14 protein-coding genes and 1 pseudogene are annotated in these 15,538 nt (G+C 65.6%); 9 read left to right on the top strand and 6 right to left on the bottom strand.

Annotation, left to right across the window (positions count from 1 at the left end; genetic code table 11):
- Window positions 1-43: 43 nt before the first annotated feature.
- From KSS90_RS12635 to KSS90_RS12615, 5 genes and pseudogenes are all read left to right on the top strand, one after another.
- The gene (locus KSS90_RS12635; RefSeq protein WP_023631978.1) at window positions 44-352 is read left to right on the top strand and encodes a DUF485 domain-containing protein; all 309 of its coding nucleotides are present in this window, start codon (window positions 44-46) and stop codon (window positions 350-352) included.
- A pseudogene (locus KSS90_RS12630) lies at window positions 343-1,911 on the top strand (cation acetate symporter); the annotation flags it as partial. The gene KSS90_RS12635 and the pseudogene KSS90_RS12630, both read left to right, overlap by 10 nt.
- 35 nt (window positions 1,912-1,946) lie before the next feature.
- On the top strand, window positions 1,947-3,179 hold the full coding sequence (locus tag KSS90_RS12625; protein ID WP_217869669.1) for an OprD family porin: 1,233 nt from the start codon (window positions 1,947-1,949) through the stop codon (window positions 3,177-3,179).
- A gap of 38 nt (window positions 3,180-3,217) precedes the next feature.
- Window positions 3,218-5,266 carry a phenylacetic acid degradation bifunctional protein PaaZ gene (gene paaZ / locus KSS90_RS12620; RefSeq protein ID WP_217869668.1) on the top strand — a complete coding sequence of 683 codons (2,049 nt, stop codon included), beginning with the start codon at window positions 3,218-3,220 and terminating at the stop codon, window positions 5,264-5,266.
- A gap of 266 nt (window positions 5,267-5,532) precedes the next feature.
- Window positions 5,533-5,844, top strand: coding sequence for a hypothetical protein (locus KSS90_RS12615; protein ID WP_046855646.1), 312 nt, complete (start codon window positions 5,533-5,535; stop codon window positions 5,842-5,844).
- Between the two features lie 17 nt (window positions 5,845-5,861).
- Here the strand turns inward: KSS90_RS12615 and KSS90_RS12610 are convergent, their stop codons facing one another.
- Window positions 5,862-7,481, bottom strand: coding sequence for an ATP-binding response regulator (locus KSS90_RS12610; protein ID WP_217869667.1), 1,620 nt, complete (start codon window positions 7,479-7,481; stop codon window positions 5,862-5,864).
- A gap of 107 nt (window positions 7,482-7,588) precedes the next feature.
- On the opposite strand from KSS90_RS12610, the gene KSS90_RS12605 reads away from it, so the two are divergent.
- Window positions 7,589-8,203, top strand: coding sequence for a LuxR C-terminal-related transcriptional regulator (locus KSS90_RS12605; RefSeq protein ID WP_217869666.1), 615 nt, complete (start codon window positions 7,589-7,591; stop codon window positions 8,201-8,203).
- A gap of 146 nt (window positions 8,204-8,349) precedes the next feature.
- Entirely contained in the window at window positions 8,350-8,517 is a 168-nt protein-coding gene (locus tag KSS90_RS12600; RefSeq protein ID WP_217869868.1) for a hypothetical protein, read from the top strand.
- A gap of 250 nt (window positions 8,518-8,767) precedes the next feature.
- Here KSS90_RS12600 and KSS90_RS12595 read toward each other — a convergent pair whose 3' ends face one another.
- Entirely contained in the window at window positions 8,768-8,989 is a 222-nt protein-coding gene (locus tag KSS90_RS12595) for a DUF6555 family protein (protein ID WP_046855649.1), read from the bottom strand.
- Window positions 8,990-9,093: 104 nt separating this feature from the next.
- On the bottom strand, window positions 9,094-9,303 hold the full coding sequence (locus KSS90_RS12590; protein ID WP_046855650.1) for a con-10 family general stress protein: 210 nt from the start codon (window positions 9,301-9,303) through the stop codon (window positions 9,094-9,096).
- Window positions 9,304-9,628: 325 nt separating this feature from the next.
- Between KSS90_RS12590 and KSS90_RS12585 the strand changes: the two genes are divergently transcribed.
- The gene (locus KSS90_RS12585; RefSeq protein WP_217869665.1) at window positions 9,629-13,759 is read left to right on the top strand and encodes a CheR family methyltransferase; all 4,131 of its coding nucleotides are present in this window, start codon (window positions 9,629-9,631) and stop codon (window positions 13,757-13,759) included.
- Window positions 13,760-13,809: 50 nt separating this feature from the next.
- On the opposite strand, the gene KSS90_RS12580 is transcribed toward KSS90_RS12585, so the two are convergent.
- From KSS90_RS12580 to KSS90_RS25675, 3 genes are read right to left on the bottom strand one after another with little or no spacing between them, the layout of a single operon-like run.
- On the bottom strand, window positions 13,810-14,361 hold the full coding sequence (locus KSS90_RS12580) for an ATP-dependent Clp protease proteolytic subunit (protein ID WP_217869664.1): 552 nt from the start codon (window positions 14,359-14,361) through the stop codon (window positions 13,810-13,812).
- Between the two features lie 14 nt (window positions 14,362-14,375).
- The gene (locus tag KSS90_RS12575) at window positions 14,376-14,771 is read right to left on the bottom strand and encodes a low affinity iron permease family protein (RefSeq protein ID WP_217869663.1); all 396 of its coding nucleotides are present in this window, start codon (window positions 14,769-14,771) and stop codon (window positions 14,376-14,378) included.
- Between the two features lie 13 nt (window positions 14,772-14,784).
- Entirely contained in the window at window positions 14,785-14,919 is a 135-nt protein-coding gene (locus KSS90_RS25675) for a hypothetical protein (protein WP_263975111.1), read from the bottom strand.
- A 259-nt stretch (window positions 14,920-15,178) separates the two neighbouring features.
- Here KSS90_RS25675 and KSS90_RS12570 point away from each other — a divergent pair, with 259 nt between their 5' ends.
- Window positions 15,179-15,481 carry a hypothetical protein gene (locus KSS90_RS12570; protein WP_217869662.1) on the top strand — a complete coding sequence of 101 codons (303 nt, stop codon included), beginning with the start codon at window positions 15,179-15,181 and terminating at the stop codon, window positions 15,479-15,481.
- Window positions 15,482-15,538: the final 57 nt, after the last annotated feature.

Here is a 15,538-nt window from a genome sequence, read left to right as displayed (position 1 = left end):
CGTGACCTGAAAAACAATTACAACAGCCAGAGAGAACGCTCCCATGACACCCGAACACATCGAAACCATCAGCAACCACCCCGCCTTCGTGCAACTGATCAAGCGCAAGCGCCGCCTCAACGGCAGCCTGACCCTGACCATGTTTGTCGCCTATTACGGCTTCGTCCTGCTGGTGGCCTTCGCCCCGGGCGTGCTCGGCCAGTCCCTCAGCGGTGGAGTGACCAGCGTCGGCATGCTGGTGGGCGTGTTGATGGTGCTGCTGTCCTTCGCCCTCACCGGCATCTACATGCACCGCGCCAACCGCGTCATAGACCCGCTCAACGAAGTGGTCAAGCAGGAGTGCGCGCGATGAACTGGACCGCCATCTCGATGTTCCTGGTGTTCGTCTGCTTCACCTTGCTGGTGACCCGCTGGGCCGCCCTGCGCACCCGCTCGGCCAGCGACTTCTACACCGCCGGCGGCGGTCTCACCGGCATGCAGAACGGCCTGGCGATCGCCGGCGACATGATCAGCGCCGCGTCCTTCCTGGGCATCTCGGCGATGATGTTCATGAATGGCTACGACGGCCTGCTGTATGCCCTGGGCGTGCTGGCCGGCTGGCCGATCATCCTGTTCCTGATCGCCGAGCGCCTGCGCAACCTGGGCAAGTACACTTTCGCCGACGTCGTCTCCTACCGCCTGGCCCAGGCTCCGGTGCGCCTGACCTCGGCCTTCGGCACCCTGGCCGTGGCGCTGATGTACCTGGTGGCGCAGATGGTCGGCGCCGGCAAGCTGATCGAGCTGCTGTTCGGCATCAACTACCTGTACGCGGTGATGCTGGTGGGTGCGTTGATGGTGCTCTACGTCACCTTCGGCGGCATGCTCGCCACCACCTGGGTGCAGATCATCAAGGCGGTGATGCTGCTCTCCGGCACCACCTTCATGGCATTCATGGTGCTCAGGCATTTCGGCTTCAGCACCGAGGCGATGTTCGCCAGCGCCGTGGCCGTGCATGCCAAGGGCCAGGCGATCATGGCGCCGGGCGCGCTGCTGTCCAACCCGGTGGATGCCATTTCCCTGGGCCTGGGCATGATGTTCGGCACTGCCGGCCTGCCGCATATCCTCATGCGCTTCTTCACCGTCAGCGACGCCAAGGAAGCGCGCAAGAGCGTGTTCTACGCCACCGGCTTCATTGGCTACTTCTATCTGCTGCTGATCGTGATCGGCTTCGGCGCCATCGTCATGGTCGGTACCGAGCCGTCCTATCGCGACGCCAGCGGGGCGATCATCGGCGGCGGCAACATGGTCGCGGTGCATCTGGCCCAGGCGGTGGGCGGCAACCTGTTCCTCGGCTTCATCTCGGCGGTGGCCTTCGCCACCATCCTCGCCGTGGTCGCCGGCCTTGCGCTGTCCGGCGCCTCGGCGGTATCCCACGACCTGTACGCCTGCGTGGTGCGCAAGGGCCAGGCCAGCGAGCAGGAAGAAATGCGCGTATCGCGCCTGGCTACCCTGGGGATCGGCCTGTTCGCGGTGCTGCTGGGGCTGCTGTTCGAGTCGCAGAACATCGCCTTCCTCTCCGGCCTGGTGCTGGCGGTGGCCGCCTCGGTCAACTTCCCGGTGCTGTTGCTCTCGATGTTCTGGAAGGGCCTGACCACCCGTGGCGCGGTGGGCGGCAGCCTGGCCGGGCTGGTCTCGGCGATCGTGCTGGTGGTGCTGGGCCCGGCGGTGTGGGTCAACGTGCTGCACAACGAACGGGCGCTGTTCCCCTACAGCAACCCGGCGCTGTTCTCCATGTCACTGGCCTTCCTCGCGGCCTGGGCCTTCTCGGTCACCGACGGCTCGCAGCGGGCGCACGAAGAGCGTGGGCGCTACCTGGCCCAGTTCATCCGCTCCATGACCGGTATCGGCGCCGCCGGTGCCAGCAAGCACTGACTTCAAGAACAATAACAATGTCGGGTACAACAACAATGAACCGCACGCACCTCAAGTCAGCCGCCTGGCTGGCCACCCTCGCCCTGCCCTTGCCGGCCATGGCGGACTTTATCGCTGACAGTCACGCCCGCCTCGAGCTGCGCAACCACTACATCAACCGCGACTTCCGCCAGAGCAACGCCCCGCAGAGCAAGGCCGAGGAATGGGGCCAGGGCTTCACCGCCCGCTTCGAATCGGGTTTCACCGAAGGGCCTGTTGGTGTCGGGGTGGACGCCATGGGCCAACTGGGCATCAAGCTCGACTCCAGCCGCGACCGACGCAACACCGGCCTGCTGCCCTACGGGCCGAACAGCCTGGAGCCAGTGGACGACTACAGCGAGCTGGGCCTGGCCGCCAAGCTGCGGGTCTCCAGGAGCACCCTGCGCCTGGGCACGTTGCAGCCGATCCTGCCGGTGGTGGTGTACAACGACACCCGCCTGCTGGCCTCGACCTTCCAGGGCGGCCTGCTGACCAGCCAGGAGCTGGACGGCCTGACCTTCAACGGCGGGCGCCTGACCAAGGCCAACCTGCGCGACTCCTCCGGGCGCGATGATATCGGCTACGGTGCCGCCAGCAGCGACCACTACGACTTCGGCGGCGGCAGCTACGCCCTCACTCCGCAGGCCAGCGTCAGCTACTACTACGCCAAGCTCGAAGACATCTACCGCCAGCAATACGTCGGTTTTCTGCATACCCAGCCCTTGGCCGAGGGCGTCAGCCTGCGTAGCGACCTGCGCTACTTCGACAGCCGCGGCGACGGCGCCGAGCGCGCGGGCAACATCGACAACCGCAACTTCAACGCCATGTTCACCCTGGGCGTGAAGGCCCACAAGTTCACCGCCACCTGGCAGCAGATGTCCGGCGACAGTGCCTTCCCATTCCTCAACGGCGGCGATCCGTACACCGTCAACCTGGTCACCTACAACACCTTCACCCGCGCCGGGCTCGACTCCTGGCAGCTGCGCTACGACTACGACTTCGTGGCCATCGGCATCCCCGGGCTGAGTTTCATGACCCGCTACACCGACGGCCGCCACGCCGAAACCGCCACGGTCAGCAATGGCCGCGAGCGCGAACGCGACACTGACATCACCTACGTGATCCAGAGCGGCCCGTTCAAGGACGTCAGCCTGCGCTGGCGCAACGTCACCTTCCGTTCCGGCAATGGCCTGACCAACGCCGTGGACGAAAACCGTCTGATCATCGGCTACACCCTGGCGCTCTGGTAAGCGCGCCCCCTGTCTATCAGAACAGCATGGAGAACAGCATGTCCGCCGCCCCTACCCTGCAAAGCTTCATCGCCGGCCGCTGGATCGGCCAGCACGGCGCCCAGGCCCTGCGCAGCGCCCTTGATGGCCACGTCCTGGCCTACAGCCACGAAGAACGCCCGGACTTCGCCGAGGCCGTGGACTTTGCCCGCGCCCAGGGCCTGAAGCAGCTACTGGCCATGGATTTCCAGCAGCGCGCCGCCCGGCTCAAGGCCCTGGCGCTGTACCTGGCCGAGCGCAAGGAGCAGCTCTACGCCCTGTCCCATCACAGCGGCGCCACCCGCGCCGACAGCTGGATCGACATCGAAGGCGGCAACGCCACGCTGTTCGCCTATTCGAGCATGGGCCGCCGCGAGCTGCCGTCGGGCAACCTGGTGCATGAAGGCCCGGCGATCCCCCTGGGCAAGCAAGGCCATTTCGCCGGCAGCCATATCCTGGTGCCGCGTGCGGGCGTGGCTGTGCATATCAACGCCTTCAACTTCCCGATCTGGGGGATGCTGGAGAAATTCGCCCCAACCTTCCTGGCCGGCATGCCGTGCATCGTCAAGCCTGCAACGTCCACCAGCTACCTGACCGAGGCCGTGGTACGCCTGATGAACGAATCGGGCCTGTTGCCGGCCGGCAGCCTGCAACTGGTGATCGGCAGCACCGGTGACCTGCTCGAGCGCCTGCAGGGGCAGGACGTGGTGACTTTCACCGGCTCCGCCGACACCGCAGCCAAGCTGCGCGTCACCCCGAACCTGATCCGCAACTCGGTGCCGTTCAACGCCGAGGCCGACTCGCTGAATTGCGCCATTCTTGGCCCGGACGTGAGCCCTGACAGCGAGGAGTTCGAGCTGTACATCAAGGAAGTGGCGCGGGAGATGACCACCAAGGCCGGGCAGAAATGCACGGCGATCCGCCGCGCCATCGTCCCGGCCAGGCACATCGATGCGGTGGCCACCCGCCTGCGCGAACGCCTGCGCAAGGTGGTGGTGGGCGATCCTTCGGTGGAAGGCGTGCGCATGGGGGCGCTGGCCTCCCATGACCAGCAGCGTGATGTCGGCGAGCGCGTGCGCCAGTTGCTGGCCACCTGCGAGCAGTTGCTGGGCGCCAGTGACGGTTTCACCCCGGTCGGCGATGGCGTGGCCGAGGGCGCGTTCTTTGCCCCGACCCTGCTGCTGGCCCGCGACCCGCATGCCGAGGGCGGTGCCCATGATATCGAGGCGTTCGGCCCGGTCAGCACGCTGATGGCCTACGACGACCTCGACGAGGCCTTGGCCCTGGCCGCCCGCGGCAAGGGCAGCCTGGTGGCGAGCCTGGTCACCGCCGACCGCGCCGTGGCGGCCAAGGCCATTCCGGTGGCGGCGGCCTGGCATGGGCGGTTGCTGGTCCTCGACAGCGAGGCGGCCAAGGAGTCCACCGGGCATGGTTCGCCATTGCCGCAGCTCAAGCACGGCGGCCCCGGCCGTGCCGGTGGCGGCGAGGAGTTGGGTGGCCTGCGCGCGGTCAAGCACTACCTGCAGCGCGCTGCGGTGCAAGGTTCGCCGAGCATGCTGATGGCAGTGACCGGCGAGTACGTGCGCGGCGCCGAGGTGATCGAAACCGAAATGCACCCGTTCCGCCGCCATTTCGACGACCTGCGCATCGGCGAGTCGCTGCTGACCCACCGCCGCACGGTGACCGAGGCCGACCTGGTCAACTTCGGCTGCCTGTCGGGCGATCACTTCTATATGCACTTCGACGAGATCGCCGCCAAACAGTCGCAGTTCGGCAAGCGCATCGCCCACGGCTACTTCGTGCTGTCGGCCGCCGCCGGGTTGTTCGTCAGCCCCGGCGAAGGGCCGGTGCTGGCCAACTACGGGCTGGACACCCTGCGCTTCATCACCCCGGTGGGCATCGGCGACACCATCCAGGCGCGCCTGACCTGCAAGCGCAAGATCGACCAGGGCAAGACCAGCCCGTTGGGGCAGGCACAAGGGGTGGTGGCCTGGGATGTAGAGGTGACCAACCAGCTGGGTGAGCTGGTGGCCAGTTATGACATTCTGACCTTGGTGGTGAAACGGTGAGCGCGGTTGGGGGGCGAGGCCTGGCGATAGTCTTGCAGCGCTTTTGAGATCGAGCGCCGCGCGGGCGGCGCTCGGTCTGATAGGCGCTGCAACGTTAACGGCGGACACTTCGAAGAACGGACACTAAAGGCAAAATGCCACCTCGCACATCCGCCCTACATCGCGCAACGTTTCCCTGGCGCTATAGTCGGCCAAGCGTCCCACCGCCAGCCCCCTTCCTGGCGGCGCGGGCGCGGTACCGAGAACAATGCCAAGGAAGCAACGCGATGATCCTCAAGTCCTTCCCCTTCAAGTCCCTCGTCCTGCTCGCCGGCCTTGCCGCCGTGGCCGGCTGCCAGACCGCCAGCCCCAGCGCCGACACCCTCAAGCAACGCACCGAGGTCACCCTCGGCGTGCCCGTGAGCAAGGTCAGCAACCTGCGCAGCGACTCCAACACCACCTACTTCACCGCCAGCACCAGCAAGGGCCAGTACGATTGCCAGGTGCCCAGCGGCGGCCTGGTGGCCGTGGCCGGCATGGGTATCTACACGCCATCCCCCACCTGCTGGAAAGAAGGCCAGGCGCCGGTCTTCCAGTGATGGTCGGGGGCGCCGGCCTAGACGACCGGCGCCGCTACGCTCTCACGCAAACCCCGCAGCGCCGCACGCAGCTCCGCCGGTCGCACCGGCTTGGCCAGTACCGCGATACCCCGTGCCTGCAGGGCGCCCTGCAGCCTGTCGATATCATGGCCGGTCATGATCAACGCCGGCACTTCGGCGCCGCGTTGCGCGCGCAACTGGTCGATGCAGTCGATGCCGGTGGCCTGTGGGCCCAGGTCGTAGTCGGCAACGATCACATCGCAGTCACTGGCCAGGCCAAAGGGCGAGCTCTCGGCCTGCACCTCGCAGCCCCAGCGTTGCAGCAAGGCACTGGTGGCCTGCAGGACGTTGTGGTCATCCTCCACCAGGCACACCCGCAAACCGGTGAGCATGCCTGCCTGCACGGCCTGGTCGGCAACGGCCCGTGGCACTTGTGCCGGCACCTTGGGCAGCCCTTGCAAGGTCAGCGTGGTGCCATGCCCCTGGCGCGAGCGCAGGCTGACCGCCAAACCCATCAGTTGCCCCAGGCGCTTGACGATGGCCAGCCCCAGGCCGACGCCCTCGACGTCCTTGTCACGTGCCTCGCGCACCCGGTAGAACTCTTCGAACACGTGGCCCTGGTGCTCCTCGGCAATGCCCCGGCCCTGGTCGCAGACGACGATGGCCAGGCCCTCGCCGCGTGGCCGCACGCCGATCAGCAACGGGCGCCCGGCGGCGTACTTGAAGCTGTTGGACAGCACGTTCTGCACCATGGTCGCGAGCATCCCCGGGTCGGCGCGTGTCCAGTGGCGGCTGGGCACCAGGCGCATCTCGACCCCAGCCCAGCGCGCCGCCTCGCTGTTCTGGCGCAGCAACTCGCGCAGGAAACCGTCCACGGCGAAGGTTTCCCACTTTGGCTGCACCCGGCCGTTGTCCAGGGTGTACAGGTCGAGGATCGAGCGGAACAACTGCGAGACGTTGAGCAGCGAGCGGTCGATGCTGTCCACCAGGCGCCGCTCTTCCTCGCCCAGCCGCGCTTCGCGCAGGCAGGCGGTGAACAGGCCAATGGAGTGGATCGGCTGGCGCAGGTCGTGGCTGGCCTGGGCCAGGAAGCGCGACTTCTCACGCGTCGCCGCCTCGGCCAGGGCCGTGGCCTTGCGCGTGCGCTCCAGCAGCAGGTGGGCGTAGAACGGAATCAGGGTGCTGGTGGTCAGCAGCATCGGCAGCAGGAACGGCTGTTCCTGCCAATAGGGGGTCAATCGCCACACCACAACCAGCGCGGCCAGGGCCAGCACGGTGGCGATGGCCAGGTAGCGCGAGCCGAAGCGCATGCCGTTGCCCAGGTTGATCCACACCATCACCGCATACAGCGGCAGCGCGGTCTCACCGCCAACCACCAGGCCGAAACTGGTGCCGGTGTAATCGCCCAGCATGCCGAAGATGCGCCGCGCCGGGTAGTGGCCGGGCCAACGCTTGATGGCCTGGCGCATGCCGATCGATACCACCACGAACCCCGCGTAGTAGAGCAGCACCGGCAGGTATGTGGAGGGCGAGCGGCCCGGCAGGAAACCCAGCAACGCCACGTAAGTGATGGCGCAGGAGGCGACGATGATACGCAGGTTGGCCTGATCCAGTTCGTTGTTCTTCTCGAACTTCATGGGGTAACGTCCTTGTGCGCCAGTCGGCATTTGCGGCACCTTTCGTGGGAAAAAGCCGCAGCTGACTGCTAAATTAGCATGGGTCGGACGACAGGGAGTTCCACGACGTGAGTTGCCGCATCATCGTGGCGGATGACCATCCGCTGTTCAGGGAGGCCATGGTCAACACCGTGCGGCGCATCCTGCCCGAGGCGCGCCTGGAGGAAGCCGGCAGCCTCGCCGATGTGCTCAGGTTGGCCAGCACAGGCGACACTCCCGATACCCTGATCCTCGACCTGCGCTTCCCCGGCCTCACCTGCATTGGCCGCCTCGCCGAGCTGCGCCAGCACTTGCGGCGCACCACGCTGATTGTCGTCTCGATGGTCGACGACCCGGAGGTGATTTGCGAAGTCATGGCCGCCGGCGTCGATGGCTTCATCGGCAAGAGCGTCAGCCCCGAAGCCATCGGCGCGGCCATCCTGGCCATTCGCGACGGCGAAGTGGTGGTCGACTACGCGCCCAGCGGCTTGCTGCCGCATCTGGATGCCCCCAGCGAGCTGGAACAGCTCACCCACCGCCAGCAGGACGTACTGCGCCTGATCGCCCAGGGTAAGACCAACAAGGAGATAGCCCGGGCGCTGGACATCTCGCCATTCACCGTGCGCATCCATGTGTCGTCGCTGCTCAAGACCCTCAACGTGCCAACCCGCACGGCCGCCGCGGTGAAGTATTCGGGAAACTGAGCGACCGCTGGTCGGCGCACAGTGGCATACAATCGACCCTTCAAGCGCTTTGCAACCTCCCAATCCATGAGGGTGGCGATGTTCACTCCTGTGTTCGGCCTGCCCGACCGTGGGCCGTTTCTTCACTCTGAGGAGAGGATGACGACATGAGCACGAAACACTGGATGGGCGGTGGCGATGTGCAGAGCGACTGGCCGGAACTCGAGCCAGACCGCCGCAACGATCAGGTCGACGACCCGGATGCCGACCCGAACCTGACCGAGGAAGAGAACCGCCCCGGGGTTCCGGCCAGCGACCCGGAGTCAGGCGCCTGAGTGTGCATGGAAGTGTGAGAGCAGGTCAGGCCTAATGCCGCTCAGTTGAGCAATAGGGCCGCTTTGCGACCCATCGCCGGCAAGCCGGCTCCCACAGGTACAGCGCAGACCTTATGAATTGCGCGGTCCCTGTGGGAGCCGGCTTGCCGGCGATAGGCTGCGTAGCAGCCTCAGTGACGCTAACTGACTGACATTCGGCCAGGCTCGCTCTTACGCTGAAGTCTATTGCCTACCATGCGTCCACGCCGGTTCACACCCGCCAGCGCACATCGGTTATCCCATGCCGTTCGGCCATGGGCCGGCTGACTTTCTTTATGCGCTCGCGTCCGAACTTCGGAATGATCCCCAAACCCGCGTCGCAACTCGCCCAATGCCAGGCCTCGGCATTGTCCATGTGTTCCTGGCGGATGATGAAACGCCGTGGCTGACCGTGCAGCAGGTATTCGATGGTAAACAGCTGGGGACTTGGCATTGACGCAGGCCCTCCTCTTCTCCATGGATGACTTTCTGACAGATCACGTCGTTCCATGAAAATTCAAAAAATGTCCGACAATCAGGAAGGGAGGGCCCGCAGTATCACGAACCGCTGGCGCTCCCGTGGCTGTTGCGGCCACCCTTGCGGCCGGCCTCGGAGGCGCGGGCACGGTCATTGGCGAAGTTGCCGCCAGAGTTGCGGCCACCCTTCTGGCCCGCCCGTGAGGCCCTTTCACGATCATTGGCGAAGTTGCCTGGGTTGGTTTCCTTGGTGCCGCCGCGTTGGCCGGTCTGATCCTGGTCACGAGCCATGACGTTTCTCCTTTACGCTGGGTTGGACGTGCCGCGCGAAGATGCCGTGCACATAATTACGAACAGGGGAGCCGGCCAACGGCTCATTTGTTATGCAGGGGTTCTGACCGACGGCACTTATCCGTCTCGCCAAGGGTCACAGCTCTGAATACTGACGGTGGACGAAGGCAACGCCGCCATGCGCTTGCCGGCCACTTGCCCTCGAACACCTGACCCGGCTCGGAGCCAACCGCTCGTCGCCGGGATGAACAGCAGCCTATAATCTGCGCCCAGTGCCCGACCAAGCGTCCCAGGGCCATTTCCAGGTCCGTACAAGGCTGATGCCATGAAGTCCTCCAGCAAAACGTCCCTCGCCTCGCCGCACAATCCGGCACTAAGCCCGAGCCACCTGGATTTCCCTGTGGTCGGCATCGGCGCTTCGGCCGGCGGCCTGGAAGCAATCCGCACCTTCTTCCGCCACACCCCACAGGACTGCGACATGGCGTTCGTGGTGGTGCTGCACCTGTCGCCGGACCACCAGAGCCAGGCCGACCGGATCATCCAGGCGGTGACCGGCATGCCTGTGCGCCAGGTCAGCGAACCGGTACCGATCGAGCGCAACCATGTCTACGTGATTTCCCCGGCCAATCGCCTGTCGACCAACGACGGTTACCTGCGTGTCAGCCCGGCCAAACGCAGCCGTGGCGACCATGTGGCCATCGACCTGTTCTTCCGCGACCTGGCCGATGTGCACAAGGACCATGCGTTCTGCGTGGTGCTGTCGGGCACCGGCAGCGACGGCGCCGTGGGCCTGTCGCGGATCAAGGAACAGGGCGGCGTGACCTTGGTGCAATCCCCCGAGGACGCCGAGTACCCCGAGATGCCCCGGGCGGCGCTGGCCACCGGCATGGTCGACCTGGTCCTGCCAGTGGCCGAGATGCCCGCCCGCCTGGTCGAACTGTGGCGCACCGCCCGCCAGGTGAAGTTGCCGCGCATCGACGACGACAGCCTGCCGCCCGCACTGGGCGAGCGCGAGGGCGACCCGGCGGCGTGCGACCCGCTGCTTGACGAAATCCTGTTGTCGCTGCAGGACAACACCGGCCACGACTTCAGCCATTACAAGCGCGCCACCGTGCTGCGCCGCCTGGAGCGGCGCCTGCACGTGACCGGCCAGACCGACCTGGCCGGCTACCGCGACTACCTGCAATGCCACCCGGACGAATCCCGGGCGCTGCTGGCCGACATGCTCATCGGCGTGACCAACTTCTTCCGCGACCGCGAGGCCTTCGAGGCGTTGCAGCGCCATGTGATGCCAGGCCTGGTGAACCGCGAAGGCAACGAAGAACCGGCCCGCGAGGTACGTGTTTGGTCGGCTGGCTGCTCGACCGGCGAGGAGGCCTACAGCCTGGCCATGCTGGTGACCGAACAGCTGGCGATCGAACGACGCAGCGCCCAGGTGCAGATTTTCGCCACCGACCTCGACGACCGCGCCATCGGCATCGGTCGTGGCGGCCAGTATCCGGACGCCATCGCCACCGATGTGTCGCCGGCGCGGCTGCGCCAGTTCTTCCTCAAGGAGGACCAGCATTACCGAGTGCGCAAGGAGGTCCGCGAGAAAGTCCTGTTCGCCCGCCACAACCTGCTGTCCGACCCGCCGTTCTCGCAACTGGACCTGATCGTCTGCCGCAACCTGTTGATCTACCTCGACCGGGAAGTGCAGCGCGACATCCTGCGCCTGTTCCACTTCGCGCTGCGCCCGGGCGGCTATCTGTTCCTGGGCAGCTCCGAATCCACCGACCTTGCCGCCGACCTGTTCGTCGCCGTGGACAAGCGCAACCGTATCTTCCGTGCCCGTGAAGTGGCGGCCGTGCGTCATCCGGCGCGCCTGCAGGCCCCCGAGCCTGCGCTCGCCCCGGCACCGGCCCGGGCACGCGCCGCCCGCAAGCTGTCCTATGCCGAAATCCATCACCGCGCCCTCGCCCGCTGCACGCCGCCGAGCCTGGTGGTCGATGCCGAGGGCAATATCCTGCACATGAGCGAGGGCGTGGGGCGCTACCTGCGCCATGCCGGCGGCGAGCTCAGCCACAACCTGCTCAACCTGGTCCTCACGCCGCTGCGTCCGGCCCTGCGCAGCACCTTGCTGCAGGCCCAGGGCAGCGGCCAGGCCGTGACCTCGCGCACTGTCCCCCTAGACCTCGATGAGCATACCGATGGGGTACGCATCCTGGTCCAGCCGCACCAGGACGAACCCAGTGGCAGCGAGTGCCTGCTGGTGGTCTTCCAGAGCGGCGAGGCCGACAGCGCAATCACCCAGGCACCCGCCGTCGAACAGACCGAAGGGATGCTGTTGGGCAACCTGGAGCGCGAACTGCACCGCACGCGCCTGCAGCTGCAGGAAACCATCGAGCAGTCGGAGTTTTCCAGCCAGGAACTGACCGCCTCCAACGAAGAGATGCAGGCGATCAACGAGGAACTGCGCTCGGCCAGCGAAGAGCTGGAAACCAGCAAGGAAGAGCTGCAGTCGATCAACGAAGAGCTGCTGACGGTCAACTACGAACTTAAGACCAAGGTCGAGGAAACCGACAAGGTCAACGACTACCTGAGCAACCTTATCGCATCCACCGACATCGCCACGGTGTTCGTCGACCGCAACCTGTGCATCCGCTGGTTCACCCCGCGCGCCACCGATATCTTCAGCATGCTGCCGGTGGACACCGGGCGCTCGCTGCTCGACATCACCCATCGCCTCGATTATCCGGGCCTGGCCGATGACGCCCGGGCGGTGGTCGAGCGCGAGACCACCATCGAGCGCGAAGTGGTCGGCCATAACCAGCACTGGTATCTGGCCCGTCTGCTGCCCTATCGGGCCAGCGAGCGCAACGTCGACGGCACCGTACTGACCTTCATCGACATCAGCCAGAGCCGCGCCGCCGAGGAACGCCTGCGCCAGGGCGAGGAGCGCATGCGCCTGGTCGCCGAGAGCACCCACGACTTCGCCATCATCCTGCTCGACGAACAGGGCCTGATCACCGACTGGAATACCGGCGCGGCGCTGATCTTTGGCTATGGCAAGGACGAAGTGCTCGGTCACCATTACCAGCTGATCTTCACCGAGCAGGACCGGACCAGCGGCGTGCCCGAGCGCGAACTGCGCAGCGCCCGCCTGCACGGTCGCGGCCAGGACGAGCGCTGGCATGTGCGCAAGGACGGCAGTCGCTTCTACTGCAGCGGCGAAGTGTCACGGCTCAAGGGCAGCAGCCTGCGCGGCTACGTCAAGATCGCCCGCGACCTCACCGGGCACAAGCGTCTGCACGACGAACAAAGCAAGCAACTGGCCGAGTCGCAAAGCAGCAGCCACATGAAGGACGAGTTCTTCGCGGTCATGTCCCATGAGCTCAAGCACCCGCTCAACCTGATCCAGCTGAATGCCGAAATCCTCCGTCGCTCCCCGTCGGTGAAGAGCAACGGTGTCGCCAGCAAGGCGGTCGGCACCATTTGCGACGCGGTCTCCAGCCAGGCGCGGATCATCGATGACCTGCTCGATGTGGCGCGCATCCGCACCGGCAAGCTCAAGCTCAAGACCCAGGTGCTCGACCTGTGCGCGGTGCTGCAGGCCATCCAGGCGGTGCTGGCCAACGAGCAGCACGCCTGCGAGGTGCGTCTGGCTCTGCCCGCCGACGGCGCCCCGGTGTATGTCGAGGCCGACGGCACCCGGCTCGAGCAGATCGTCTGGAACCTGCTCAACAATGCGCTGAAATTCAGCCCTGCCGGCAGCGAGATCCGTCTGACGCTAACCCGCCAGGATAGCCAGGCGCGCCTGGAAGTGATCGACCAGGGTATCGGTCTGACCGACGAAAGCCTGGAAAGCGTTTTCGACCTGTTTTCCCAAGCCGCGCCACAGGGTTCCGGCAACCACCGAGACGGGCTCGGCATCGGCCTGTCGCTGGTGCGCCAACTGGTGGAGGCCCACGGCGGCACGGTCAGCGCGGCGTCCGCCGGGCTGGGCTGCGGCACCACCTTCACGGTGTGCCTGCCGTTGTGCGCGTCAGGACAGCAGGCCCAGCCCGAGGTCAGCGGCGACAGCATCGAGGGCCGCTTGAGCGGCGTCAGGGTGTTGCTGGTGGACGACTCGGTGGAAATTCTCGAGGTGATGCAGCAGCTGCTGGAAATGGAAAGCGCCGAAGTCGAGGCCCACAGCGACCCGCGAACCGCACTCGAGGCGGCCGCCCATGGCCGCTATGACGTCATCCTGTCCGACATCGGCATGCCGGTCATGGACGGTCACGCCCTGATCAAGGCCCTGCGAGGCCTGGAACACCTGCGCTACACCCCAGCCATCGCCCTGACCGGCTACGGGGCCAGCGCCGACCAGTACCGCTCGCGCCAATCGGGCTTCGACCGGCACCTGAACAAGCCGGTGGGCTACGACGAGCTGATCGAGGCGATCGAGAGTCTGAGCGGCTCGCTACCCTACTGACGCACCACACGCCCCGCCTCGGCCTGCCTATGGCCGGGGCGCCTCGTGCCTCAGGCATGGACGCTCCACTGCACGGCATCGACCTCGATCGGCAGTTCGTCCACGGCATGGATCATCCCGCTGTCGAGCGCTTCCTGAGGCCCCAGGATCCGCGGATAGGCCATCAGGTAGCGCGTCACATCGAGCCGCTCGCTCGCACCCTCGGTGCGCTCGGCGACGATCTGCGCATACAGGCGCAGGTCGTAGTCCAGGCTCATGGCGTACTCGGCCATCCGTGCATGGTCCACCGAGCCGTGCAGGGTCCAGTGGAACGGGTGGAACAGGAATTTGCTGTAGGCGCAGGCAGTACGGTGGCTGCCGGCCAGGAACAGGATGTTACCCATCGATTCGACCGTGCCCAGGTTGTGGGTATGCACCGGTACCGGCAGTGAGCGCAGGAAATTGTACAGGGTGAAACCGTAGCTGCATTCGCCGCCCATGGTGGCGATGTTGATCTGCAGCACCTCGGCGCCCTGTTGCAAGGCCTTGGAACAGGTATTGATCAGGTTGCCGCAGGTCGCGGAGTTGATCGGGCCGGTGTAGTGGATGATGTGTCTGGCCATGTCGTCCTCCAGGCTCAGTCAGGCGTGGTCTTGTCCGGAGCGTCGATGCCCGGCGTCGATTGCTCATGCTCGCCCAGTTGCTGGTAATGCTTGCGCAGCGCGTGCAGCTCGGCCGGCCCCATGTCTTCGAGATCGAGCAGCGCCTTATGCGCCCGCTGGGTCGTGCGCAGCAGTTCGTCGATCTTGATGTGCAGCTCGTCGTTGTCGCGGTTCTGGGTGTTCTGGATCAGGAACACCATGAGGAAGGTGATGATGGTGGTCGAGGTGTTGATCACCAATTGCCAGGTGTCGTTGAAATGGAAAAGTGGCCCGCTCACGCCCCAGGCGATGATCAGCATCAATGCGATGACGAAGCTCGCCGGGCGCCCGCTGCGGTTGGCCAGCCATTGGGCAAAGCGGTCGAATCTCATGGCTAGCCCTCCTTCAGGCCGGTTGTCCGGTTTCGCCAGGCAGGCCTTCGATGTCCGGGTCATCCGGCTGCACCTCCGGCTCGTCCTCATCAGGTTGCACCGGGGCCCCTGGTTCAAGATCGTCATTGAAATCGTCGTCGCTGCTCATGGCTCACCTCGATTTGCACGCCGGCATGCGGTGGAGGCCTGCGAGGCGGGCAAAGTTCCGGTTTTTCTCGCCCCTGATCGGCGGCTTTCCTTGCAACGCAGGCCACACCCTGTACTACTGTTTTTCACCCGCTAAATGTTTGCCCCGCTGTCCTTCAGGCAGTTGGTCCGATAATCCGAGAATCTTTGCACTGCGCTGCCCGATACCTCAGTCACAAGTGAACACAGACCTTCCTGTGTTCGAGCAGAGGTAAGCCATCATGGCTGACAATCAAGACAAGCACGGCGATCAGACCCAGGGCGCCGACACCAATGTGGGCAACGCCGGCCAGCAAGGGGGCCACGGCTCGGCAGGCGACATGAGCGACAGGCAGAAGGGTGGCCAGCAGGCCGGCCGGCAGCCTGAAGAGAAGACCGACAAGGATTGGGCGCAGTCCCAGGACACCGGGCGTCAAGGCGGGCAATCGGTGGAGCAACCCGACGACCAGGGAAACCTTTCCGACACTGGAAACGGTGGTGGTCAACAGCGTGACCAAGGCCAAGGGATGGACAAGGAACGCTGATGCCTAAAAGGGTCCAACCAGGGCGACAGCGTTCGCCCTGGGGATCGTTGCTGTGCT

Origin of the sequence: Pseudomonas maumuensis (assembly GCF_019139675.1) — a bacterium.
Classification (GTDB): domain Bacteria; phylum Pseudomonadota; class Gammaproteobacteria; order Pseudomonadales; family Pseudomonadaceae; genus Aquipseudomonas; species Aquipseudomonas maumuensis.
Note: the sequence above shows the minus strand (reverse complement) of the source record. Positions and strands in the feature narration are given on the sequence as shown.

Coding starts and splice junctions, on each gene's coding strand:
- KSS90_RS12635 (WP_023631978.1), top strand. CDS start 44: ATGACACCCGAACACATCGAAACCATCAGCAACCACCCCGCCTTCGTG.
- KSS90_RS12625 (WP_217869669.1), top strand. CDS start 1,947: ATGAACCGCACGCACCTCAAGTCAGCCGCCTGGCTGGCCACCCTCGCC.
- paaZ (WP_217869668.1), top strand. CDS start 3,218: ATGTCCGCCGCCCCTACCCTGCAAAGCTTCATCGCCGGCCGCTGGATC.
- KSS90_RS12615 (WP_046855646.1), top strand. CDS start 5,533: ATGATCCTCAAGTCCTTCCCCTTCAAGTCCCTCGTCCTGCTCGCCGGC.
- KSS90_RS12610 (WP_217869667.1), bottom strand. CDS start 7,481: ATGAAGTTCGAGAAGAACAACGAACTGGATCAGGCCAACCTGCGTATC.
- KSS90_RS12600 (WP_217869868.1), top strand. CDS start 8,350: ATGAGCACGAAACACTGGATGGGCGGTGGCGATGTGCAGAGCGACTGG.
- KSS90_RS12595 (WP_046855649.1), bottom strand. CDS start 8,989: ATGCCAAGTCCCCAGCTGTTTACCATCGAATACCTGCTGCACGGTCAG.
- KSS90_RS12590 (WP_046855650.1), bottom strand. CDS start 9,303: ATGGCTCGTGACCAGGATCAGACCGGCCAACGCGGCGGCACCAAGGAA.
- KSS90_RS12585 (WP_217869665.1), top strand. CDS start 9,629: ATGAAGTCCTCCAGCAAAACGTCCCTCGCCTCGCCGCACAATCCGGCA.
- KSS90_RS12580 (WP_217869664.1), bottom strand. CDS start 14,361: ATGGCCAGACACATCATCCACTACACCGGCCCGATCAACTCCGCGACC.
- KSS90_RS12575 (WP_217869663.1), bottom strand. CDS start 14,771: ATGAGATTCGACCGCTTTGCCCAATGGCTGGCCAACCGCAGCGGGCGC.
- KSS90_RS25675 (WP_263975111.1), bottom strand. CDS start 14,919: ATGAGCAGCGACGACGATTTCAATGACGATCTTGAACCAGGGGCCCCG.
- KSS90_RS12570 (WP_217869662.1), top strand. CDS start 15,179: ATGGCTGACAATCAAGACAAGCACGGCGATCAGACCCAGGGCGCCGAC.